The 23004-nt window shown below is 45.9% G+C and carries 14 protein-coding genes, 2 pseudogenes and 1 riboswitch; of the genes and pseudogenes, 11 read left to right on the top strand and 5 right to left on the bottom strand.

Annotated elements, in window-relative coordinates; all coding sequences use genetic code 11:
* Positions 1–126 precede the first annotated feature (126 nt).
* On the bottom strand, positions 127–1077 hold the full coding sequence (locus AB6E54_RS08750; RefSeq protein ID WP_372105941.1) for a TDT family transporter: 951 nt from the start codon (positions 1075–1077) through the stop codon (positions 127–129).
* Between the two features lie 208 nt (positions 1078–1285).
* Between AB6E54_RS08750 and AB6E54_RS08745 the strand changes: the two genes are divergently transcribed.
* From AB6E54_RS08745 to AB6E54_RS08705, 9 genes and pseudogenes are all read left to right on the top strand, one after another.
* Complete coding sequence (locus AB6E54_RS08745) at positions 1286–2182, top strand: LysR family transcriptional regulator (protein WP_017059889.1); 897 nt, start codon at positions 1286–1288, stop codon at positions 2180–2182.
* Positions 2183–2270: 88 nt separating this feature from the next.
* The gene (locus AB6E54_RS08740) at positions 2271–2564 is read left to right on the top strand and encodes a YebG family protein (protein WP_008223840.1); all 294 of its coding nucleotides are present in this window, start codon (positions 2271–2273) and stop codon (positions 2562–2564) included.
* Positions 2565–2719: 155 nt separating this feature from the next.
* A riboswitch (Fluoride riboswitch) is annotated at positions 2720–2804 on the top strand.
* A gap of 194 nt (positions 2805–2998) precedes the next feature.
* Positions 2999–3691, top strand: coding sequence for an iron-sulfur cluster assembly scaffold protein (locus tag AB6E54_RS08735; RefSeq protein WP_017068533.1), 693 nt, complete (start codon positions 2999–3001; stop codon positions 3689–3691).
* A gap of 25 nt (positions 3692–3716) precedes the next feature.
* Positions 3717–4706, top strand: a complete 990-nt coding sequence (locus AB6E54_RS08730) for a GGGtGRT protein (RefSeq protein ID WP_065584394.1) — start codon at positions 3717–3719, stop codon at positions 4704–4706.
* Between the two features lie 228 nt (positions 4707–4934).
* Positions 4935–5567, top strand: a pseudogene (locus AB6E54_RS08725) (MarC family protein).
* Between the two features lie 258 nt (positions 5568–5825).
* Positions 5826–6857, top strand: a complete 1032-nt coding sequence (gene dapD, locus AB6E54_RS08720) for a 2,3,4,5-tetrahydropyridine-2,6-dicarboxylate N-succinyltransferase (RefSeq protein ID WP_017059885.1) — start codon at positions 5826–5828, stop codon at positions 6855–6857.
* A 524-nt stretch (positions 6858–7381) separates the two neighbouring features.
* Positions 7382–7732, top strand: a complete 351-nt coding sequence (locus AB6E54_RS08715) for an EF-hand domain-containing protein (RefSeq protein WP_372105913.1) — start codon at positions 7382–7384, stop codon at positions 7730–7732.
* 123 nt (positions 7733–7855) lie between these two features.
* Positions 7856–9178 carry an efflux RND transporter periplasmic adaptor subunit gene (locus AB6E54_RS08710; protein ID WP_032545691.1) on the top strand — a complete coding sequence of 441 codons (1323 nt, stop codon included), beginning with the start codon at positions 7856–7858 and terminating at the stop codon, positions 9176–9178.
* A complete protein-coding gene (locus tag AB6E54_RS08705) occupies positions 9175–12279 on the top strand; it encodes an efflux RND transporter permease subunit (protein ID WP_372168853.1) in 3105 nt (1034 codons plus the stop codon). The genes AB6E54_RS08710 and AB6E54_RS08705 overlap by 4 nt, the downstream gene beginning before the upstream one ends.
* Positions 12280–12651: 372 nt before the next feature.
* On the opposite strand, the gene purL is transcribed toward AB6E54_RS08705, so the two are convergent.
* Positions 12652–16560 (bottom strand): phosphoribosylformylglycinamidine synthase, encoded by a 3909-nt coding sequence (gene purL / locus AB6E54_RS08700; protein WP_372105916.1) that lies wholly within the window; start codon positions 16558–16560, stop codon positions 12652–12654.
* 329 nt (positions 16561–16889) lie between these two features.
* Between purL and mltF the strand changes: the two genes are divergently transcribed.
* Both mltF and AB6E54_RS08690 read left to right on the top strand, forming a co-directional pair.
* On the top strand, positions 16890–18458 hold the full coding sequence (gene mltF / locus AB6E54_RS08695) for a membrane-bound lytic murein transglycosylase MltF (protein WP_372105918.1): 1569 nt from the start codon (positions 16890–16892) through the stop codon (positions 18456–18458).
* Positions 18459–18774: 316 nt separating this feature from the next.
* On the top strand, positions 18775–18906 hold the full coding sequence (locus AB6E54_RS08690) for a hypothetical protein (protein ID WP_017059878.1): 132 nt from the start codon (positions 18775–18777) through the stop codon (positions 18904–18906).
* Between the two features lie 61 nt (positions 18907–18967).
* Here the strand turns inward: AB6E54_RS08690 and tadA are convergent.
* The 3 genes and pseudogenes from tadA to AB6E54_RS08675 form a co-directional block, all read right to left on the bottom strand.
* A pseudogene (tadA, locus tag AB6E54_RS08685) lies at positions 18968–19572 on the bottom strand (tRNA adenosine(34) deaminase TadA).
* A gap of 86 nt (positions 19573–19658) precedes the next feature.
* Complete coding sequence (locus AB6E54_RS08680) at positions 19659–20948, bottom strand: hemolysin family protein (RefSeq protein WP_372105920.1); 1290 nt, start codon at positions 20946–20948, stop codon at positions 19659–19661.
* A 230-nt stretch (positions 20949–21178) separates the two neighbouring features.
* Positions 21179–22741, bottom strand: coding sequence for an AbgT family transporter (locus AB6E54_RS08675; protein WP_017059875.1), 1563 nt, complete (start codon positions 22739–22741; stop codon positions 21179–21181).
* Between the last annotated feature and the right edge of the window lie 263 nt (positions 22742–23004).

Below are 23004 nucleotides of genomic sequence, written 5' to 3'. Positions count from 1 at the left end.
GTGCACTCACGCTAATCTTGCCACAATATAAAGCCAGATTAGCATAAGTGCCGAGTTTGGATTAGGAATATAAGCTTATGAAATACTGAAAACTTAAGCTCCGTTTATCTTTTGAACTATTGCTTCTTACAATCTACTGCCTACCGCGCTTAGAACACGGTGAGGTTTGTAATTCATGTAATAACGAACCGCCACATAACCCACTACAAACGTTGCCACAATCAATTCTAGATACGCTAGGCCAAACACTTGATTGATGTAATGCGCTTCAATACCTTGTGCTTGCATCCACGCAGCCAGTTTGAACAAGGCTGTTGCACCAATCACGATTGGGAAGGTAAACGCTGCATAACCAGGGCTAAATGGAAGACGAAGTAGTTTGAAAAACGCCATATAGATAATGAACGTCATCAACACTGCAATACCAAATAGTAAGCCAATGATCACAGGTGAAGGGTTAGCAGTAACGGTTAAGTAACCCGCCAAAGATAGGCTTGCCGGTGCTGCCATAATCGCAATCGTTGGTTTTGCAGCATCTGGCACTTCGTGAGAGAAGATCAAACGGTAAACCATGATTGGTAGCATTACTGCGTAAACCAATAAGCCGAATACCAAAGTCGCGTTAGCTACTGGCTCTAAAACTGGATTACCTGAGAAAGAGACGTCAGCGACGATAATACCGATCGGTGGCACAAACCAGCTTGGCACCATGTGGTGAATCTCAAAGTTTTTAGCTCTGTGGTACAAAAAGCTCGTTAGAAACACAACATGCAAAGCCACAGAAGCCAACCACATAGCTTCTTGTAAGAATTGAGAGATTGGCGCCAAAGACGCTGACACCACAATGCACCCCATTGCAAATGTTGGTACCACACTGCCGACAACAGGGTGAGCAAGATCTTCACGCAATAGATGACCATGAATCAAAAATTTCACAGCTAAAACAAGAAGTAATACCGCCGCAATGCCAGCACTGATCCACTGCACCAAACCCGGTGTGTGTAAGATACCTTGTGCGACTAGAACACCATCCCAACACCAGCCTAAGCTTGCAATTGCGAGTGCTAACCCTGCCATGGGTGTTGGAGCTCCTGTTAATCTATATTTAATACGTTGAATCATGTCAGCCTCTCTTAAACCTAATTCACTAAGCTTGTGAACTCATCAGCTTGTTGAAGCCATAATACGCTTGCGCTTCGTTAAACAATATCCAATTATATATAACAAGTGTTCATCAATACTGAACAGAATCCATTTTCACCAGCAGAGTAAAACTAGGAATCTGATGGCTAATATTTCAATAAAACAGCTCAAAGTGTTCGTCACTATTACTCAGCACTCGACATTGACTGCTGCCTCTGAGGCTCTGTTTCTGTCTAAAGCTGCGGTCAGCATGGCACTAGGCGAAATGGAGAAACAACTCGGCCACTCTCTATTTGACCGGGTCAACAACCGATTAATTCTCAACCAAGAGGGACATAAGTTACTTCCATTGGCGGATGAAATATTACATCGTGCTGCTGGTATTGATGTTTTGTTCCGTGATGATCAGCCTTTAAGTGGCAATCTAAAGGTCGGCGCGAGTGACACGATTGGTAATCAGGTCGCACCGTTTATTTTGTCAGGCTTTCGCGAACGAACTCAACATCAGGATCAAAGCTTGTTCATTTCAAACAGTGCACTGATCTGCCAAAAGTTGGTGGATTATGAACTTGATATCGCGCTAATTGAAGGAAAAACATTACACCCTGAACTCATTTCGAGTCAGTTTAGCAGCGATGAAATGTGCATTATTGTTAGTAATCAACATCCTCTCGTTGCCAAAGAAAAAGTGATTTTAAGCGATTTAGAAGACAGCCATTGGATTTTACGTGAATCAGGCTCAGGGACTCGCGAGTTTTTCCTTCGTGCCGTCGCACCGCGCATCGAACATTGGTATGAATCTTTTGAACTCAACACCACAGAAGCAATCATCAACTCTGTTTCTGCCGGTCTTGGCTTTGCCTGTTTGTCTCGTTTAGCTGCTCAGCGAGCGATCGATTCAGGCCGAGTAAAAGCGCTTAATGTGCCACTTGATATGAAACGCCGATTCTGGATGCTGGTCCATAAAGACAAATATCAAAGCCCACTGCTGAAATCTTTCATGAGTTATTGTGAAGACTGGGCGGCACATCAAGATTGAGGCCGCATAGTACGGGCTCCAACTGGACTTTTAACATCAGAAACTGTATAAAAAGCCAGTAAAATTTATCAAACTTAGAGGATTAACCATGGCTGTTATCGTCAAGTACGTGGTGGAACGCAACGGAGAAGAGAAAATGACTTTTACCTCTAAAGCCGAAGCTGACGCATACGACAAAATGCTGGATATGGCTGATGAGCTTTTTGAACTGTTAGGCAAAAGCGATTTAGTTGAAGATGAAGGCAAGCAAGAAGAACTTGCAATGTACCTAGCGAAGAACAAAGAAGAAGTTCTTTACGCATTAGGTGCTAAGCGTAAGCCAGCTCCGAAAAAAGCTAAGAAGCTTGAAGCTGTTGAAGACGCAGAAGAAGATGCAGCTTAACTAGCTGATACCTTTCTAAAAAACGTCAATGACGCCTCTAATCAGAGTTCGTTATTGGCGTTTTTTTATACTTATCGAAATATAATGAAGCTTGTTTATAGTCGAAATCGCTCTAAACATTCGCTTGCATGAAAGTGTGAGGAAGATCTAATCTATAGCCATCAGGTGATGGGGTTCCACCTAAGCTTTTGCTTCAACCGCCCGTTCTTTCCGAACAGTGCTAATGACTCCTACAGAATCGAAAACAGGTAATACTGTTGGACGTATCGCTATTCCTCCATTTTGAAATGGACTTAGTCTATTAAGACCAAGTTCCATGACACCTTTGGATTATCGATACTCAAGATCTGTAGTGAATTAGCCGCACCTCTTCCAACACGTCCTGTTTTCTCAACGCCCTAGGCCTTAAATGGCTCTATAAGTGAGAAAACATTATGCACTACTCTTCAGAAATTCAATCAATGTGCCCTATTCAAAGGGGTGATCTTCACAATTCAGCTCCAATTCCAGTTGAAGGCGCAATGGTTAGCCCAAAAGATGTCATCGCTATTTCTGGCTTAAGCCACGGTGTTGGCACTTGTGCACCACAACAAGGTGCTGCAAAACTGACTCTTAACGTAAAAAACGGCATCATCGAAGAAGCATTAATCGAAACGATTGGTTGTTCAGGTATGACTCAATCTGCCGCGATGGCTGCGGAAATCCTCACCGGAAAAACCATTCTAGAAGCGCTGAATACTGACTTAGTATGTGACGCGATTAACGTAGCGATGCGCGAAATCTTCCTGCAGTTTGTTTACGGTCGAACTCAGTCTGCTTTCTCTGAAGGTGGCCTAGAAATCGGCGCAGCATTGGAAGACTTAGGTCAAACACAGCGTAGCCAAGTCGGCACCAGTTATTCAACCTCAGCGAAAGGCGTTCGTTACCTAGAACTTGCAGAAGGTTACGTAACTAAGCTTGCACTTGATGATCACAGCGAAGTGATTGGCTATGAATATCTCAACCTCGGCAAAATGATGAAGGCGATTAACCAAGGTGTACCAGCGAATGAAGCTGCTGACCTTGCGACAGGGACTTATGGTCGCTTCGACGAAGCCGTGACCACCATTAACCCACGCCAACAATAATTTTTGCCAATAAAAGAGGAAAGATATGATGAACACTCAATTTAATGAATCAGTAACTCGCGTATTGGCAGAAATGAACTTCGACTCTTTAGAGCAAGCAAACCAATACTGTTTATCACACAATGTCGATCCAAAAGCATTAGTGATGGACACTCAACCTATCGCATTTGAAAGCGCAGCTGACGCTTACACTCTTGGTGCAGCATTGGCTCTGTTCCGTAAAGCGAACAACGCAGAACAAGCAGCGAATATCATTGGTGAAGGCCTTCAAGCATTCACAAAACCCGGCAGTGTTGCGGAGCAACGCCAAGTCGGTATCGGCCATGGCGCACTGGCTGCTCGCCTTCTCAATGAAGAGAGCCACTGCTTTGCTTTCCTTGCGGGTCACGAATCTTTTGCTGCTGCAGAAGGTGCGATCAAGATTGCACTGAACGTGAACAAATCACGCAAAACACCATTGAAAGTTATCTTGAACGGTCTAGGTAAAGATGCCGCTTACCTAATCTCTCGCATCAATGGCTTTACTTATGTTCGCACTCAATTTGATTACCAAACGGGTGAGCTAGTTGAAACAGAACGTCGCCGCTTCTCACAAGGCCCTCGTGGCGAGATCTTGTGTTACGGCGCTGATGATGTACGTGAAGGTGTAGCGATCATGCACAGAGAAGAAGTGGATGTGAGTATCACGGGTAACTCAACCAACCCAACACGCTTCCAACACCCTGTTGCTGGTATCTACAAAGCAGAACGCACTCGCCAAGGTTTGCCATACTTCTCAGTTGCTTCAGGTGGCGGTACAGGTCGAACATTGCACCCAGATAACGTAGCAGCAGGCCCAGCGTCTTACGGCATGACCGATACCATGGGCAGAATGCACGCTGATGCTCAGTTCGCAGGTAGCTCTTCAGTTCCTGCTCACGTGGCGATGATGGGCTTCATCGGCATGGGCAACAACCCAATGGTCGGAGCGACGGTTGCATTGGCTGTGGCAGTGAGTGAATCTCAACACGCATAACGACAAAGTGAGTCCCACAATCTGCCTGTTATGTAGAGTCTGTTAGTTGAGAATCAAGCAATAACGGACGACTAAAACTCTACACCTATCACTAAAACCAAACAGCCAGCCTTATGCTGGCTGTTTTTTATTCACACTTGCTCTACTATCTATTTCTAATAATTATTTGTATCTAAGATTAAATACATTCTGCTGTCGTATTTAACTACATATTTTCAAAGGAATAATATGAAAGAGCTCATCATTCATACCATTACCGTGTTCATGGGCTTTTTTGCCATCATGAACCCTATCGCCAACACACCGATCTTTCTTTGATTAACAGGTGATAATGATAGGGAAACGGTCAAGTCTATCGCTTTCCGCTCAGTGTTCATCGCCTTCATCATCGTCAGCACCTTTGCTGTCTCGGGTAAACTCATCTTCGACCTCTTTGGTATCACGCTTTACGCGCTTCGTATCACCGGCGGGATCCTCGTGTTCTTGATTGGCTTTCATATGCTGCAAGGTGACTCAACACACTCTAAAGCAAAAGAGAAGGTCAACTCAGACGCTCAACAAGATGCGGCGCTCAGTATCGCCGTCTCGCCACTGGCAATGCCAATATTAGCCGGACCGGGCACCATTGCCACCGCGATGAACTTTGCCAGCACCGAAGGCATCTACGAAACCATCGTCGCCTTTGGCCTACTATGCGCCTTAACCTACGTATTGTTTGTATTTGGCGAGCGCTTCGTTAAAGCCGTTGGACCAAGTGCATTGAATGTAATTACCCGAATGATGGGTTTGATACTCGCCGTTATTGGTATGCAGATGCTGATTGAAGGTATTGAACAAGCTCATAAGGCGCTGTTTATCTAAAGAGGGGATTCACAGGAGAATGTTGATTAACGCACCAATCAATTTGTGTTGATCTGCAGTGTTTTCTCATTGCAGAAAACTATCTCTCAAAAGACAAGCAATATCATTTTACAGACTTTATCCCGATACGCCCTTTCATAACGAGGGCGCTCTCTTTATGATGAACGCAATTAAATTAACTTTGCTAACGGCAGCGCTTGTTATTCGAGCCGTTGTTTTGGAATAGCAAAATCAAGACTCAACACATGGAGATTCAACATGGCTTATTTTTCACTAGCCTTCGGTACGGCAACCAAAAATCGCGACAATAAAATCATTGAAGCGTTCTTCCCTAACCCGCTTCTAAACCCAAGCGACGCTCTTGTAGCAGCTGTAGCTGAAGTGTCAGGTTACGCTGAAGGCAACCAAGCTATCGAAATCTCTGCTGCACAAAGCGCAGAACTGGCGAAAGCATTCGCAGCAAACGATGATGCAGCTAACGCATCTTTCGCAGAAAAAGCGGCAGCGTCTGAACAGCCACTTGTTCTTGTTGTTCTTGCTACTGACGAGAAGCCAGCATCAGTTGCTGAAGGCTTCCTAAAGCTACAACTTATCTCTAACCGCCTAGTACAACCACACGGTACGGTACTGGACGGCATCTTCGGTCTACTGCACAACATCGCATGGACAAACGAAGGCCCTATCGACCTACCTGAGCTGGCTGAGCGTCAAATCGAAGCTCGCCTTGCAGGTCGTGCTCTGTCTGTAGATTGCGTAGACAAGTTCCCTAAAATGGTGGACTACGTAGTACCAACAGGTATTCGTATTGCTGACACTTCTCGTGTTCGTCTTGGCGCACACGTAGGCGAAGGCACAACAGTAATGCACGAAGGTTTCATCAACTTCAATGCTGGTACAACTGGCGTGAGCATGGTTGAAGGTCGTATCTCTGCGGGTGTTGTTGTAGGTAACGGTTCAGACATCGGCGGCGGCGCTTCTATCATGGGTACTCTGTCTGGTGGCGGTACGATGGTTATCTCTATCGGCGAAAACTGCCTACTAGGCGCAAACGCGGGTCTTGGCTTCCCTATGGGTGACCGTTGTACAGTTGAGTCTGGTCTTTACGTGACTGCGGGTACTAAGGTTCGCATGCTAGATAAAGAAGGCAATGAAGTAGAAATCATTAAAGCTCGCGATCTTGCTGGCGTGTCTGATCTTCTGTTCCGTCGCAACTCAATCACAGGCCAAATTGAATGTCTTGCGAACAAGTCTGCTGTTGAGCTAAACAGCGAACTACACAGCAACAACTAATCTAAGCGCTAGATGCTAGATGCTAGATGCTAGATGCTAGATGCTAGAAAATAATAAGCCGCTGGGGTTCAATCCAGCGGCTTTTTTGTATGTTCTGGGAATCATTATTGCCCCATTACCAGTCAGAGTTAACAGAATGTTAACATGTATTTACCCTACTAAAAGTAATCCCTTGTCTGTTGGATATTTGCAAGGCAAACTGCTGGGCAAAAGTTCGAAAACACTCTGAATGTCTAAAAATCGCCATATTTTTCGAAACTAGGGATTTTATATCATTGGCTTTTCGGTTTCGGTGGCTGAAAGTTTGGGATAATTTGAAAACCATTTGGACATAGCTATGCCTGTACTCTTACCAGAGTACTAGCGGCAAAAGTTTCATAATTTCTGTTGCGCTGCGCTTACAAACCGATAAGAACATAAATCGATATCTACTTAGCCATCTTTACATACCTTTACATCACATGACGTTATCTTACTTACATTAGTATATTCTTAAGTAGTGAAACAAAGAGAAGGAAAACGTCATGAAAATCAAAAGCACGATAATCGCGTTACTCGGTATCGTTATTGCCTTCGGAGCAATTGCTGGTGGAATGAATAAAGGCATGAATAACAATATGTCACGCCCAGTATTTTCACAGTTTGATCTCGATGGTGATGGCAAGATAACCGAAGCCGAGTTCAATCAAGCACGCTCAGAACGTATTGCCCAGCGAGCAGAAGAGGGACGTACGTTGAAAAATATCAATCAAAGCCACAGTTTTGCTTCGTTAGATAGCAACGCGGATCGCGCTATCTCTCAACAAGAGTTTAATGCTCATCAAGGCATGGTGAACCCCAAAAATACCATGGGCAAAGGCAAAAACAATCAGTAGCTCAATTCAATCAGGCCTCCATTTGTGAGGCCTGACTTATTTTGAGATCAAGGAAGCAAATCCGCTTATGTTGGTGTGCTACCTTTGCTTAAGGAAAAGCTAATATATAGTAAGGGAATCGCTATGACTAGGTATAGCTGGTTACAAAGGGCTCTGTTTGTTCCTCCTGTTTTGTTGGGCATCGCGTTATTGGTGATCGCACCAGGGATGAAGGCTGAACCGCCTAATGCGAGTAATACGGCTGCTAAAAAGGTGGTTCGGGTGTTGAAAGTCGAGCCGCGAAATATCCAACCTTCTGCCATCGGATATGGACATACCGAGTCTGTTCAAGACTGGCAGGCACAGTCTGAACTTGACGGCGCGGTTGTGTGGGTTTCTGAGCAATACAAAACGGGCGCTATTATCCGCAAAGACAGCGAACTCCTTAGAATTGACCCCACCGCTTATCAACTTACTATTGCCCGTTTGCAAGCTGAGCTTGAAGTGCTAATGCTAACGAATCAGACCATTATCGATTCGCTCAAGATTGCAGAGAAAGAGTTTGAGGTACAACAGTCAGAATATGCCCGCTCAATCAAATTGAGTGAAACCGGGCATATCTCCAAAACAGAGAAAGACCGCGCGACCAAAGACTTGCTCAGCAGCCAGCAACAGCTCCAGACACAGAAAAACCAACTGGCAATTAATCAAGCGCAGCAAAAGGTTTTGCAAACGGAACTAGCACTTGCAAACCGAGATCTCGAACAAACCGTAATTAAAGCCCCATTTGATATTCGCATTGTCGAAACCTTGGTTGGACTCGCCGAGTATGTCAACAAGGGGGAATTGCTGCTCAAAGCGGATGACATCGATGCCGTTGAGGTTCGCGCGCAGTTTCCGCTTGGTAAAATGCGTCCGCTAAGAAATTCCAATCGCTTTGACTCGCTTGACGAAGATGTTCATAGCAACTTGAGCGCGACAGTCGAGCTCCAAGCAGGCGATAAAGTAATTACTTGGCCTGCCGAGATCAGCCGCTCCGGCGGTGAAATCGATGCTCAGACTCAAAGCCAAAGCCTGGTTGCACAAGTAAATCAGCCCTATCAGCAAGCCATTCCCGGGGAGAAGCCACCACTTATTCGTGGGACTTTCGTTAAAGTCACGATTAAAGCACCAATGATGGAGCAACAAGTCTTGCTACCGATAAACGCCATCCATGATGGTAAAGTTTACACTGTCTCTGAAGGTAAACTGAAAAGCAAACCTGTCAGGATAGATTTCGTCCAAGGGCAGGTTGCGGTGATCAAATCTGGCGTGGAATTCGGTGATGTGGTTGTGCTAAGTAAACTTTCACCCGCCGTTGAGGGGATGGCTTTACAACCGCAACCGGATGAAAAAATCGGCCTTTGGTTGGATACGCAGAGCGGATTTAAAGCCCTAAACGCGATTCAGAAAGAGGGCAAATTATGATCGCTTTTTTTGCTCGGCACACCACTGGCGCCAATGTCCTGATGATGGCGGTACTGCTGTTAGGGGCTTTTGCCTTGCCCAAACTGCAGAAAGACACTTTTCCGTTGACGCCGACCAAAAATATTGAGGTTCGGATCGTTTATCCGGGCGCGTCACCTTTTGAGATGATGGAAGAAGTGTGTTACCCGTTGGAAGATTCTCTCGATAAGCTGAGTGGAATTAAAGAGTTAAGCTGTGATGCCCGAGAGAGTTTGGTCATCGCCAATGTGGAAATCGGCGATGATGAAGACATTGACACTTTAACCAGCGATATTCAACAGCAGGTTAACGCCATCAGTGATTTTCCGGATCGAGTTGAGCAGATCACGGTGTCGAAACTGGACCGAGTGGCAACGGTGGCCAGTGTCGCGATTACCGGCAATATGTCAGATAGGGACTTATATCTCTATGCCCAACAAATTAAGCACAAGTTAAAAGAGAGCCCATTGATCGCTCAGGTGACCGTGAGCGGTTTTGCGGATCAAGAAATAGAAATTCGCGTATCGCAGTGGAAGTTGCAGCAGTACGGCCTGAGTGTGTCCGACTTGTCCAATCTAGTACAACAGCAAAGTATCAGCACTCCTGCTGGCGTATTTAGTAATGACTTGGAAGAGATCAGCGTCCGCTTCGACCACTTAGGCAGCAACGTCAGAGACTTCGAAAATATCGTGATTAAATCCAGTGAGACGGGGACTCAGGTTCGCCTCGGTGATGTTGCCGTTATTCAGCAGAAGTTCACTAGCGATGAAAATCAAATCCTGTTCAATGGTCAGCGTGCCGCTTTGCTTCAGGTGTCCAAAACGCAATTTCAAGATACCTTAACGGTCAAAGATGCGATCGTCAGCATCGTTGAAAAAGAACAGGCGAGAGCCCCTGAAGGCGTCGCTTTAACCATCACCCAAGATTCCAGCACCAATATTATTGAGCGTCTGAGAATCCTCACCAGCAATGGCGCACAGGGATTAGCACTGGCATTTTTGATGTTGTGGGCGTTTTTTAATATTCGCTTTAGCTTTTGGGTCACCATGGGGCTGCCGGTTTCATTCCTTGGCGCCATTTTTGCGATACAACTTCTCGGTTATACCCTGAATATGATGACGCTGGTCGGGCTGATTGTCGCGATTGGTCTGCTAATGGACGACTCGTTGATCATTGCAGAAAACATCGCTGCCAAGAGGCAACAAGGGCTACCCGCGTTTGACGCTGCAGTTGAAGGTACCAAACAAGTCTTCCCAGGTGTGATTGCATCGTTTGCTACCACCATCATGGTGATAGGGCCGCTGATGTTTCTCACAGGCAAGATGGGCGAAGTACTACGCTATATTCCCATCGTGTTATTGATTACCTTGCTTGTTAGTCTGATAGAAGCTTTCTTGATCTTGCCGTCTCATTTGGCACATAGCCATACTGAATCTCGCTCTAATCCTATACGGGACAAGTTCATTGCCGGTTTTGAAAACATCAGAGACAGATTCTTTGTGCCAGTGAGTGTCAAGGCGATGAATGCACCTTATCTTTCAGTAGGGATATTGGTGATGGTGGTGATGATTTCAACCGCTTCCATTTCGTCAGGTTGGCTGAAATTCAAAGCCATGCCTGCCTTGGAAAGTGATGTGCTGCAGGCGCGTATCTTGCTCCCTCAAGGCAGTTTACTGAGCCAGACAGAGGCGGTGGTGGAGAAGGTTTCAAACGCGCTTGATGAACTCAACCAAGAATACGCAGAGAAATACCCAAGCTCAAAACCTTTGGTCGCGAGCACCACGATCATGTTCAACTCAAATGCTGATGCTAATGAGTCGGGGCCGCATATGGCAACCGTCAGTGCCGATCTATTGCCAGCGCAATTTAGGCAGCAGAGCATTAAAGATCTGATCCAAGATTGGAAACAAAAAGTAGGCCCTACGGCGGATGTGGTTTCACTCAAGTTTACCGATAAAGAACGGGGCATTGCTGGCAATGGCATTGATATTCGGGTTCAGGGTGAGTCGTTACAAGAGCTCAATCAAGTCAGCCGCTCGCTGGTGAAATGGTTGAAGGGATTTGACGGTGTCTATAACCTCTCCACCGATCTGCGTGAGGGCAGAACCGAATTTCACGTTAACCTTAAAGATGAAGCTGGCGTGATGGGAGTTAATGCTTCCAACATTGCTCAAACGCTGCGCAGCGCGGTAAAAGGCAGTACTGATCTGACGGTTTTCCAACAAGGCGAGCTGGTGGATATTAGTGTGAGACTGGATGAGTTTACGCACCAAGCTAGCCTGTATGAGTTGAATAACTTGATGGTGACGGCAGGCAATGGAACCCTAGTTCCATTATCAAGTGTTGCGACGTTTGACAGAAAACAAGCCTTCTCGCGAATTCACCGCATTAATGGGATGAACACTGTGGTTGTGCAAGGCAATATCGATACGCGGGTTGCCAATGCGCGTGAAATCATGCTGCAGTTCAATAGCGAATTTGTCTCGCAAACTCAACACAAATTCCCAGACATCACCTTCACCTCGCAAGGTCAGGATAAAGAAAGCTCAGATACGGGCTCCTCGCTGGCGACCTTCTTTGCTCTTGGCGTGGTGGGGATTTATCTTATTTTAGTGTTCCTGTTACAAAGCTACACTCAACCGATTGCTGTGCTGCTGGCAATCCCTATGGGCTGGATTGGTGTGGTATGGGGGCACTTGGGCATGGGGTTCGATTTGACTATTCCAAGCTTGGTTGGCTTTGCTACCTTAGCGGGTATCGTCGTTAACGATAACATTCTGTTGGTCAATTTTATTAAGAAGAATATCGCCCAAGGCGAGCGCTTGATAGACGCTTGTCGAGAGGCGGTACGTGACCGATTTAGAGCGATATTTATCACCTCGTTAACCACATTTGCAGGATTGCTTCCACTGTTAACCAAAACCAGTACGCAAGCGCAATTTCTGATCCCGTTAATTGCCAGTATTGCGTTTGGCTTAGTCTCGGCTACGTTACTAGCGTCAATTGTTGTGCCTTGCGTGCTGCTTATTTTGGACGATTTAAAGCTGACCAAATGGGCAGAAGGTGCTCAATCTTCCCTTTGAGGCCCTTGGGAGTGCATGCTGAACCATGTCATTTAGCCCGGCATGAAAATGGTAGTTTGCGTAGAATTTATTTGGCGATTAAACCCTATCACTGACTGCTGTTTTTTTGCGTACAAAAAACAATAGGGTCAGGTCTTGTCTTTTGCTCTTTGGTGGCAGTTTTTCTATCAGGTTTAGTTATTTGTCATACCTGAAGTTATTAGTCATTTGCTAATGTTTGATTTTCCAAAACTCATTTCTGTCCAAAAGTTTGTTATACACACATCCACTATACGGTGATCCCTACACCACACTCACCACCAAAAAAAGCGCAGACCTTTCGATCTGCGCTTGTGGTTATTGTCCCGATAACACTGTTTAAATCGTTTTCAATTAACCCACGTTCTTACGTGCGTTTTGGAACATACGCATCCAAGCGCCATTCTCGCCCCAACCTTCCGGAGACCAAGAGTTTGCAACCGTACGGAATACACGCTCTGGGTGAGGCATCATAATTGTCACGCGGCCGTCAGTCGTTGTTAAACCTGTGATAGCGTTTGGCGAACCATTCGGGTTATTCGGGTATTGCTGCGTTTGGTTACCGTTGTTATCAACGTAACGTAGAGCAACCGTACCTGAGTTTTCAATCGCGTTTAGGTGGTCGTTATCACGTACTTCTACGCGGCCTTCACCGTGAGAAACAGCGATTGGCATACGAGAACCTTCCATGCCGTTGAAGAATACAGAATCTGACTTCTGAACTTCTACTAGGCTGAAACGTGCTTCAAAGCGCTCAGATTCGTTGCGAACGAAACGTGGCCAGTACTCTGCACCAGGGATAAGTTCACGTAGATTCGACAGCATCTGACAACCGTTACACACACCTAGAGAGAAGGTATCTTCACGCTTGAAGAAGTTTTCAAACTGGTCACGAGTAGAGTCATTAAACAAAACCGACTTCGCCCAACCTTCACCAGCACCTAGTACATCACCGTAAGAGAAGCCACCACATGCCACAAGGCCGTTGTATTCTTCTAGTACCGCTTGACCTGTTAGGATGTCGCTCATGTGAATATCAGTTGCTTCGAAGCCTGCACGGTCGAATGCTGCTGCCATTTCAACGTGAGAGTTAACACCCTGCTCACGTAGAATCGCCATCTTAGGCTTAGCACCTGTGTTGATGAACGGTGCTGCGATGTCTTCGTCTACGTCAAAGCTCAGTTTCACGTTCAGACCTGGGTCCGAGTTGTCTTTCTTCGCTTCATGTTCTTGGTCAGCACATACTGGGTTATCACGCAGACCTTGCATCTTGTGCGTTGTCTCAGCCCAGATAGTACGTAGTTCAGTACGGTTACGTTCAATCACTACAGACTCGCCAGACTTAATCACTAGTTCATCTGATGCTTCCCCTTCACCAACAACGCTGCCAATCACATGAGAACATGCTTCTAGACCGTTAGCTGCAAGAGTAGAAAGTACTGCGTCTAGGTCGTCGTTACGGACTTGGATTACTGCACCTAGCTCTTCGTTGAACAGTGCTGCTAGCGTGTCTTCACCTAACGCTTCAATGTTTGCATTAACACCACAGTGACCTGCGAATGCCATTTCTGCTAGCGTTACGAATAGACCACCATCGCCTTTATCGTGGTAAGCGACAACTTGGTCGTTCGCTACAAGTGCTTGAACGCCTTCGTAGAAACCTTTTAGTTGCGCTGCGTTGTCTACGTCTGCTGGCTTGTCACCAAGCTGCTTGTAAACCTGTGCAAGTGCTGTTGCACCCATACGGTTTTTGCCGTTACCTAGGTCGATAAGAACTAGGCTTGTATTACCTTTGTCAGTGCGAAGCTGAGGAGTAATCGTCTTACGAACATCTTCAACACGTGCAAACGCAGTGATAACAAGAGATAGCGGAGACGTTACTTCTTTCTGCTCGCCATTCTCTTCCCACTTAGTCTTCATCGACATTGAGTCTTTACCCACTGGGATAGTTAGACCCAGAGCTGGACATAGTTCTTCACCAACCGCTTTAACCGCTTCGTAAAGACCTGCATCTTCACCTGGGTGACCTGCTGGAGACATCCAGTTAGCCGACAGTTTAATGTGTTTGATATCGCCGATGTTGGTCGCTGCGATGTTAGTAATTGCTTCACCAACCGCTAGACGAGCCGATGCGCCGAAGTCTAGAAGTGCCACTGGCGTACGCTCACCAAGAGACATAGCCTCACCGTGGTAAGAGTCGTAGCTTGCCGCTGTTACTGCGCAGTTAGCAACAGGAACCTGCCATGGACCAACCATTTGGTCACGAGCTACAAGGCCTGTTACCGAGCGGTCACCGATGGTGATAAGGAATGTTTTCTCAGCGACTGTTGGCAAGCGAAGAACACGGTCAACCGCTTCGTTCATCTCGATGCCAGAACGGTCAATCGCAGGGTTGTTAGCTTTTAGCGTTTTCGCGTCACGGTGCATCTTAGGTGTTTTACCTAATAGGATGTCCATTGGCATGTCGATTGGCGTGTTGTCGAAGTGTGAATCTTCTAATTTCAGATCACGTTCTTCGGTTGCTTTACCAACCACTGCGTACGGTGCACGTTCACGCTTACAAATCGCATCGAACGTTGCCATGTCTTTATCAGCAACCGCCATTACATAACGCTCTTGAGATTCGTTACACCAGATCTCAAGTGGGCTCATGCCCGGCTCATCGTTTGGCACGTCACGTAGATTAAAGATACCGCCACGCTCGCCATCGTCGACTAGCTCAGGAAGAGCATTCGAGATACCGCCCGCGCCCACATCGTGGATAAATGCGATTGGGTTCGCATCACCAAGCTGCCAACAACGGTCGATAACTTCCTGACAACGACGCTCCATCTCTGGGTTTTCACGTTGTACAGAAGCGAAATCAAGATCTTCAGAAGAAGAACCAGAATCCATTGAAGATGCCGCACCGCCGCCAAGGCCGATGTTCATCGCAGGACCACCTAGAACGATTAGGCTTGCACCTACCGGGATCTCTTTCTTCTGAACGTGCTCATCACGGATGTTGCCAAGACCACCAGCTAGCATGATTGGTTTGTGGTAACCACGCACTTCTTCACCTGCGTGAGAGTTTACTTTCTCTTCGTAAGTACGGAAGTAGCCAAGTAGGTTTGGACGACCAAATTCGTTGTTGAATGCCGCGCCACCAAGAGGACCTTCAAGCATGATATCCAGAGCAGTAACGATACGGCTTGGCTTACCAAAGTCAGTTTCCCAAGGTTGAACGAAATTCGGGATCTTAAGGTTAGATACAGAGAAAGCAACAAGACCCGCTTTTGGCTTACCACCAATACCGGTTGCGCCTTCATCACGGATTTCACCGCCTGAACCTGTCGATGCGCCTGGCCACGGTGAGATTGCCGTTGGGTGGTTGTGCGTTTCAACTTTCATCAAGATGTGTGTTTTTTCTTGGTGGTAGCTGTACTGGCGAGTTTCTGGATCTGGGAAGAAACGACCAACTTCAGAACCTGTCATTACCGCTGCGTTATCTTTATAAGCAGACAGAACATGTTCTGGTGTCGTTTCAAAGGTGTTCTTAATCATCTTGAACAATGATTTTTCTTGCTTAACGCCATCGATAGTCCAATCAGCGTTAAAAATCTTATGACGACAGTGCTCTGAGTTCGCTTGTGCAAACATCATTAGCTCGATGTCCGTCGGGTTACGACCTAGCTTCTCAGTGAAGCTTTCAAGAAGGTAATCAATCTCATCTTCTGCAAGTGCAAGACCTAGGGTAACGTTTGCTTTTTCAAGCGCTTTACGTCCACCAGTTAGTAGGTCAACTTCCGCATAAGGAGCAGGCTCAGCAACGGTAAATAGTGCCGCCGCTGATTCGAAGTCAGTGAAAACCACTTCCATCATACGGTCGTGCAGGATTGCTTTCAGCTCAACAAGTTGAAGTTCAGAAAGTTCAGCAGAGGTTTCAATGTAGAAAGCAGTACCGCGCTCTAGACGTGACACTTTAGCCAGTCCGCAGTTGTGTGCGATATCTGTTGATTTTGAAGACCAAGGCGAGATAGTGCCTGGGCGTGGCGTTGCAAGCAGCAGTAAACCTTCAGGTTCATGCTCTTCAATCGTTGGACCGTAAGTCAGTAGCTTTTCTAGCTTCTCAACTTCAGACTCATCTAGGTCTGCCGTTAGATCAGCAAAGTGGGCAAACTCAGCGTAAATACCTGTTACAGGTAAGCTTAATTCACGACAAAGCTCTAAAAGCTTGTTAACACGAAACTCAGATAGAGCTGGGGAGCCACGCAAAATTCTCATGTGCTTACGTCTCTTATGCAGTTGATTAAGGTAGTATTGGAATAAATTCAGTGGGTTAAAGGAAAAACCTAACTGTTTTCTTCGAAGCTATTCCCGAAGGTTTAAAAACCTATGCCGATCCCACCTCTTCAATGCGAGCGCATTATAAAGCATTTCTTTTTGTGACGTAACACCAAAAGCAACCGTTTGCGTGATTTTTTTTATCTTTCTGCGTAAATGGTACTTTTGCTGCATTTATCACCACTTTTACAACTGTTTAATTAAACCTGCTTTGCCAGCCTTGCGGGGTTTGGTATAAAGGGGCTTCCACTTTTCGAGATTTCATTTTGATGCCTAAATTTACGCTCATCTTTTCGTCTAAATTCATTCTGCTCGTTATCGCTCTGGTTGGGCTCGCGGGATGCCAGATTGAATCTGAACCTAAAAGTGTCCTTGAGCAAATACGAGATCGCGGTGTTCTTCGTGTCGGCACCCTAAATAACCAACTCTCTTATTACATCGGTCCTGATGGTCCTGCTGGCTTGGATTACGAATTAGCTCGTGAATTTGCGCAGGAGCTTGGTGTAAAGCTTGAGGTTAAACCCGCTTACCGTTTGTCTGGCTTGTTCCCTGCACTGCAGAAAGGCGAAATCGATCTTATCGCGACCGGCTTAACGCAAAACAACAAACTGACACGAGCTTATCGCGCCGCACCTGCTTATTACTATGTAAGCCAACAGGTCGTGTACAAAAAGGGCCAATGGCGCCCAAGAAACCTTGAGCAATTGATCAATTTTGAGAATGAGCGTCAGGCTGAGTTTGTAAAAGCACAAGCTGAATCAGAAGCTGCGGTATCAAGCGAGACGCTGACGCCCTCTTTGGTTGTGGTGAAAGACTCGCACTTTGAGCCAACACTAAAGCAGCTGCAGAAAACACACGATGACTTTATCTATGATGCGGTCGGCAATGCTGATATCAATGACCTGCTCAAAGAAGTATCGACTGGCGAGCGCTTATTTACGGTTGCGGACTCAATTGAGCTGTCACTGGCACAACGTTTATACCCAGACGTAGCTTTGGCTTTTGAACTGACAGAAGACCAACCTATCTCTTGGTATTTGCAGAAGTCTGAAGATGAAAGCCTTTATGCTCTGTTGATTGAGTTCTTCGGTAACCTAAAACAGTCTGGTGAACTGGCTTCACTAGAAGAGAAATACATCGGCCACATCGGCACTTTTGACTACGTTGATACTCGTGCCTTTATCCGCGCACTGGACAGCAAGTTGCCAAAATGGTCGCCGCTATTTCAAAGGTACTCTCAAGAATTTGATTGGCGCTTGATTGCCGCTTTGGCCTACCAAGAATCACACTGGAACCCTGTTGCGCGCTCACCAACGGGTGTTCGTGGCATGATGATGTTGACACTGCCCACCGCGAAGAGTGTTGGGGTAACCAACCGTCTCGACCCGAACCAGTCGGTACAAGGCGGTGTTGAGTACCTGCGTCGTATCGTGAACCGAGTACCAGATTCAATCACTCAACACGAAAAGATCTGGTTTGCACTTGCTTCATACAATGTCGGTTACGGGCACATGATGGACGCGCGTCGCCTCACGAAGGCACAAGGTGGCGATCCCGATGCTTGGGGCGATGTGAAAGACAGACTGCCTCTGTTAAGACAGAAGAAGTACTACAGCCAAACTCGCTACGGCTATGCGCGTGGTGATGAAGCTAGAAATTACGTTGAGAACATTCGCCGTTATTACCAAAGCATCATCGGCCATGTAAATAAGCGTAATAAAGAACAAGAAGAGAGTCTTGAGGGTTTGATTGTCATCCCACCTTTAGAGACTTCTAGTGCTGAATCAAGCATTAGCGCTGCTGAATCGACAGTAAGCAGTTCAGAATCTTCGCAATAGAAACTAAAAGAGCAATGCCATCTAGCATTGCTCTTTTTTATTGTCTTTTTTCGACTCTTCTTTCGTCACTAAGGGATAAGGGAAGCAGGCAAGAAAATGATGATGAGATCTAGAGTGTCATATTGCAGTAACAATCGAATCTTATAACGGCACACCACAATCAAGATTATGCTCTGTTGCACTGCAATGCTGGCTTTAGACTAGAACTGCTCTTCTATTTAAGCCAAGCGTGCGACAGGCCAAACAAACGAATAACACTATAATTAAATCGTTAGTCCAAACTAAAAAGTCAGACGACAAATAGGAAATCATTGAAATGATGAAGAAACTGAAATCGAAACGCCTTGATAAGACCGTTGCTGCAAACCGTCGTAAGCGTATGCTTTCAAATAATAAGAAGAAGATCATTTGGCGCAATCGCGCTTTCATGCAGATGATTGCTGAGTAAATGTAGTTACTCAGTCAGTTTGCTTGGCACTCTTGCGATAGAGAGTGCCGAAAGTACGCTGCTATTTCTTATTGCCAGCCTTCATCTCTGCTTCTAAACGCTGCTCTTCCAACAGACGTTCTTGCTTTCGCTTCTCTTTTATCTCTTTTCTACGACGCTTGAAAAACGCTTGTAATTGCTCACGGCACTCTTCCTCTAACAAACCATGTTCAACGTCGGCATAGTGGTATGAGGCTTGGCTTTCAAACAAATTCAACACTGTACCTGCAGCGCCTGCTTTTAAGTCTGGAGCACCAAACACAATGCGCTTTACTCGGCTGTGTAGCAAGGCACCTGCGCACATTGGGCAAGGCTCTAGCGTAACGTATAAAGTGGTATCGAGTAGCCGATAGTTTTCTAAGGTTTGACCGGCTTTACGCAAGGTTTCAATTTCTGCGTGTGCCGTAGCATCGTGGCTGCCAATCGAACGGTTCCATCCTTCAGAGATAATCTCCCCACCTTTTACTAATACTGCACCAACAGGAACCTCTCCCTCGCTCTCTGCTTGCTTAGCTACCTCAATGGCGCGTCGCATGAAGATTTCATCTTGAGGGGTGAATTGATGGTCTGACAAAGGGAACTCCAGAAACAAAGGATAAAAACGAAAATAGGTATGCGGTGAAGCATACCTAATCTTAGAGATAATGAACAATAAAGAGGTAATAGACAACAACAGACAATGAACCATTGCCGCTTGCTGGTTGGTCGAACTGTTAGCTATTAGCGTCTTCTATGTCATCGGCTATTGGCGTCGCTTTGATACTCACAATGCGATTGTTCTCAACAGAGATAATTTCAAACTGCCACTGCTGGTATTGAACAACTTCGCCTGCATCCGGTAAGCGCCCTATTAACCATGTCACAAGGCCATTCAGCGTTTGGAAGCTCTCGCTTTCGCCCTCAAAATCCGATAGCTCTAAACGGTTTTTCAGTTCACTGATAGGAATCAATCCATCCACCAACAAACCGTCTTCCACTTGCTCGGTCCAAAGATCGTTCGGATTATTCGATAGCTCGCCAGCAATCGCCTCAAGAATATCGTAATGAGTCACAAGACCTTGAACATCGCCATACTCGTCGACAATGAATGCCATCTCGGTGCCCGACTCTTTAAAGTAGCCAAGTAGACGCAGAGCTTCCATCGATTCTGGAACATAGATCGGCGAGCGAGACAGCCCCATGATCACTTGAATGCTTAGATTGCCCGCCTGATTCAGCAAGGCTTTGGCTGACACTGTACCCACCACTTTATTGAGGTGATCTTGGCACAATGGAAACACACTGTGTTTTGATGAACGCAGTTTCTTTAATATCTGCTCAACGGGTTGGTCGACATCCAGAAAGTCGATGTCTCGACGCGGAGTCATCAATGAGCTCACAAGACGATCATCAAGCTGCAAGATATTACGAATCATCTCTTGTTCGCCGCGTTCAATCACACCCGATTCTGAGCCCTCTTTCACAAGTGCATGGATATCATCTTCGGTAACGCTATCTTCTTCACCGCCTCGGCCCATCAACTTAAGAATACCTTCCGTTGAAGCCGACAACGCAAACACAAACGGCGTCGCGATTTTAGATAACCAGAAGATTGGCAGCGCGACTAACACAGCAATGTTTTCAGCTTGAGACTGAGCAAAACGCTTTGGTACCAACTCACCGACAACGATAGCGAAATAAGTAATACCTACCACCACAACCGCAGTAGACAAGATGTTCGCTTGTGTTGGGTCTAGTCCCCACAGTTCAAGTTGAACGGCTAGTGGAGCCGATAGCGTCGCCTCACCCACAATCCCGCTGAGTAGGCCGATTACCGTGATACCGATTTGGATTGTAGAGAGGAAGCGGGTTGGGTTTTCTTTGAGATCAAGAGCAACCTGAGCGGAGCGGTGTTTTTCGGCTAAGCGTTTCAGCCGACTATTTTTTGCTGCTACCAATGCAATCTCAGACATGGCAAACAGACCATTTAAAACAATTAACCCTACTAAAAGCAGAATTTTCATGTGGCTTGGATTTCCTAAATTTACCGGCCAACAATTAGCCGTAATCCGGAGTATAAGCTGAGTGCGTTTATTTGGGATATAGAAAGTTTTGAATATAAAAAGTTTTGGATATAGAAAGTTTTGGATATAAAAACCTTGGATATAAAAAACGGAAAAAATAGCGAAAAAAAGCCCGCACATTTCGGTGCGGGCTTAGCAATGAATAAAGCTTAGTTTTGCTTAGTTCAATCTTACATTGTGTAAGTGTAAGGTGCTTGGATACCTAGTGGGATACCAAGAGCCCAGTAAGCTAGCAAGAAGATAGACCAACCGATTAACATCGCAATCGAGAATGGCATCATTAGAGAAGCTAGAGTACCGATACCTGTCGACTTAACGTAGCGCTGACAGTAAACAACAACCAGTGGGAAGAACACCATTAGTGGAGAGATGATGTTAGACACTGAGTCACCTACACGGTAAGCCGCTTGAGATAGCTCAGGAGAGATACCCACAACCATTAGCATTGGAACTAGGATAGGACCAATCAGTGCCCACTTAGCTGAAGCAGAACCAACAAGAAGGTTAACTGCAGCCGTTAGTAGAATCATACCAACAACCGTTGCTTCACCTGGAAGGTCCATCGCTTTCAAGCCTTCAGCACCGTAAAGTGCCAGCATAGTACCGATGTTTGATTGAGCGAATGCAGATAGGAACTGAGCACAGAAGAACGACATTACAATGTATGCGCCCATCGTTGCCATCGTCTCAGACATTGCTTTGATAACATCATTACTATTCTTGAATGTACCCGCTACACGGCCGTAGACGATACCCGGAATAATAAACAGGATGAAGATCAGAGGAACGATAGACTTCATTACTGGTGCTGAGAACGCCGTTAATTCGCCTTCAGGTGAACGAAGTGCTGAGTTTTCAGGCATTAGAGCCGCGATAAGCAGACCAATACCGGCAACCATTGCCCAACCAGCGAATTTGAATGCTTTAGATTCAATGGCTGTGAACGTACCTAGATCAGGTGCTTGTTCTGCATCTTCATCTACAGGCGTATTAGCAAGACGAGGCTCGATAATTTTCTCTGTAACGTACCAACCAATTGCCACAATTAGAATTGAAGACAAACCAGTAAAGAAGATGTTCGCTAGAGGGTTGATCACATATGCAGGGTCAAGAACGTTTGCCGCTGTTTGAGTGAAACCAGCTAGTAGCGGATCAATACCTGAAGGGATAAAGTTCGCTGAGAAACCACCTGATACACCAGCAAACGCTGCTGCAATACCCGCTAGAGGGTGACGACCCGCAGCGTGGAAGATGATACCGCCAAGAGGGATTACTAGAACGTAACCTGCATCAGCTGCTGTGTGAGACACGATAGCAACCAAGATTAGCATCGGCGTTAGTAGCTTAGCTGGCGTGAAGTTAAGCATCTTCTTAAGGCCAGTCGTAATGAAGCCTGAAGAGTCTGCAACGCCAACACCTAGCATAGCAACAAGTACGATGCCTAGAGGTGCGAAGCCTGTGAATGTGGTAACCATATTCGCTAGGAAGCTAGCAAGCGCTTCACCAGTTAGTAGGTTGTTTACTTCAAGAGCAGCACCCGTTTGAGGGTTGATTAAGTCGAATGAAAGATTCGATAAAAGTGCAGATGCTACCCATACAATAACTAGAGCCCAGAAGAACAGGATTGCTGGATCTGGAATTTTGTTGCCGGCGCGTTCAATGAAGTTTAGAAAGCGGTCCATACCACTGATCTTCTCAGTCGATGGTGCTTTTTTTACGGCTTGGTTACTCATTGTAACTCCATATGTGATGTTGTTTTGTTTAGGCCTAATATAAGTTTTGACCACGGCCTATTGGTACAGCACATATTCTATTAAAGTCGCTGTTAAAAAGCACAAGGTTCCACATCATTTTCCATAAATGGAGACATATTTTGCAAAAATACTGTACAACAGCAACAATATAAAAACACAAAAAACACCATTCCATATACAGAGTTTTAACTGGCACGTAAACAATGTCCGAGGAGTGAAAACTATCAGTAAAGGGGATGCGT

It is taken from the genome of Vibrio sp. 10N.247.311.49 (assembly GCF_041467655.1).
Classification (GTDB): domain Bacteria; phylum Pseudomonadota; class Gammaproteobacteria; order Enterobacterales; family Vibrionaceae; genus Vibrio; species Vibrio crassostreae_C.
Note: the sequence above shows the minus strand (reverse complement) of the source record. Positions and strands in the feature narration are given on the sequence as shown.

Bases quoted from the DNA above. Each gene is read 5' to 3' on its own strand.
- AB6E54_RS08675 (WP_017059875.1), bottom strand. From the start codon at position 22,741: ATGAGTAACCAAGCCGTAAAAAAAGCACCATCGACTGAGAAGATCAGT.
- AB6E54_RS08750 (WP_372105941.1), bottom strand. From the start codon at position 1,077: ATGGCAGGGTTAGCACTCGCAATTGCAAGCTTAGGCTGGTGTTGGGAT.
- dapD (WP_017059885.1), top strand. From the start codon at position 5,826: ATGGCTTATTTTTCACTAGCCTTCGGTACGGCAACCAAAAATCGCGAC.
- AB6E54_RS08745 (WP_017059889.1), top strand. From the start codon at position 1,286: ATGGCTAATATTTCAATAAAACAGCTCAAAGTGTTCGTCACTATTACT.
- AB6E54_RS08705 (WP_372168853.1), top strand. From the start codon at position 9,175: ATGATCGCTTTTTTTGCTCGGCACACCACTGGCGCCAATGTCCTGATG.
- AB6E54_RS08680 (WP_372105920.1), bottom strand. From the start codon at position 20,948: ATGAAAATTCTGCTTTTAGTAGGGTTAATTGTTTTAAATGGTCTGTTT.
- mltF (WP_372105918.1), top strand. From the start codon at position 16,890: ATGCCTAAATTTACGCTCATCTTTTCGTCTAAATTCATTCTGCTCGTT.
- AB6E54_RS08730 (WP_065584394.1), top strand. From the start codon at position 3,717: ATGATGAACACTCAATTTAATGAATCAGTAACTCGCGTATTGGCAGAA.
- AB6E54_RS08735 (WP_017068533.1), top strand. From the start codon at position 2,999: ATGCACTACTCTTCAGAAATTCAATCAATGTGCCCTATTCAAAGGGGT.
- AB6E54_RS08710 (WP_032545691.1), top strand. From the start codon at position 7,856: ATGACTAGGTATAGCTGGTTACAAAGGGCTCTGTTTGTTCCTCCTGTT.
- AB6E54_RS08715 (WP_372105913.1), top strand. From the start codon at position 7,382: ATGAAAATCAAAAGCACGATAATCGCGTTACTCGGTATCGTTATTGCC.
- purL (WP_372105916.1), bottom strand. From the start codon at position 16,560: ATGAGAATTTTGCGTGGCTCCCCAGCTCTATCTGAGTTTCGTGTTAAC.
- AB6E54_RS08740 (WP_008223840.1), top strand. From the start codon at position 2,271: ATGGCTGTTATCGTCAAGTACGTGGTGGAACGCAACGGAGAAGAGAAA.
- AB6E54_RS08690 (WP_017059878.1), top strand. From the start codon at position 18,775: ATGATGAAGAAACTGAAATCGAAACGCCTTGATAAGACCGTTGCTGCA.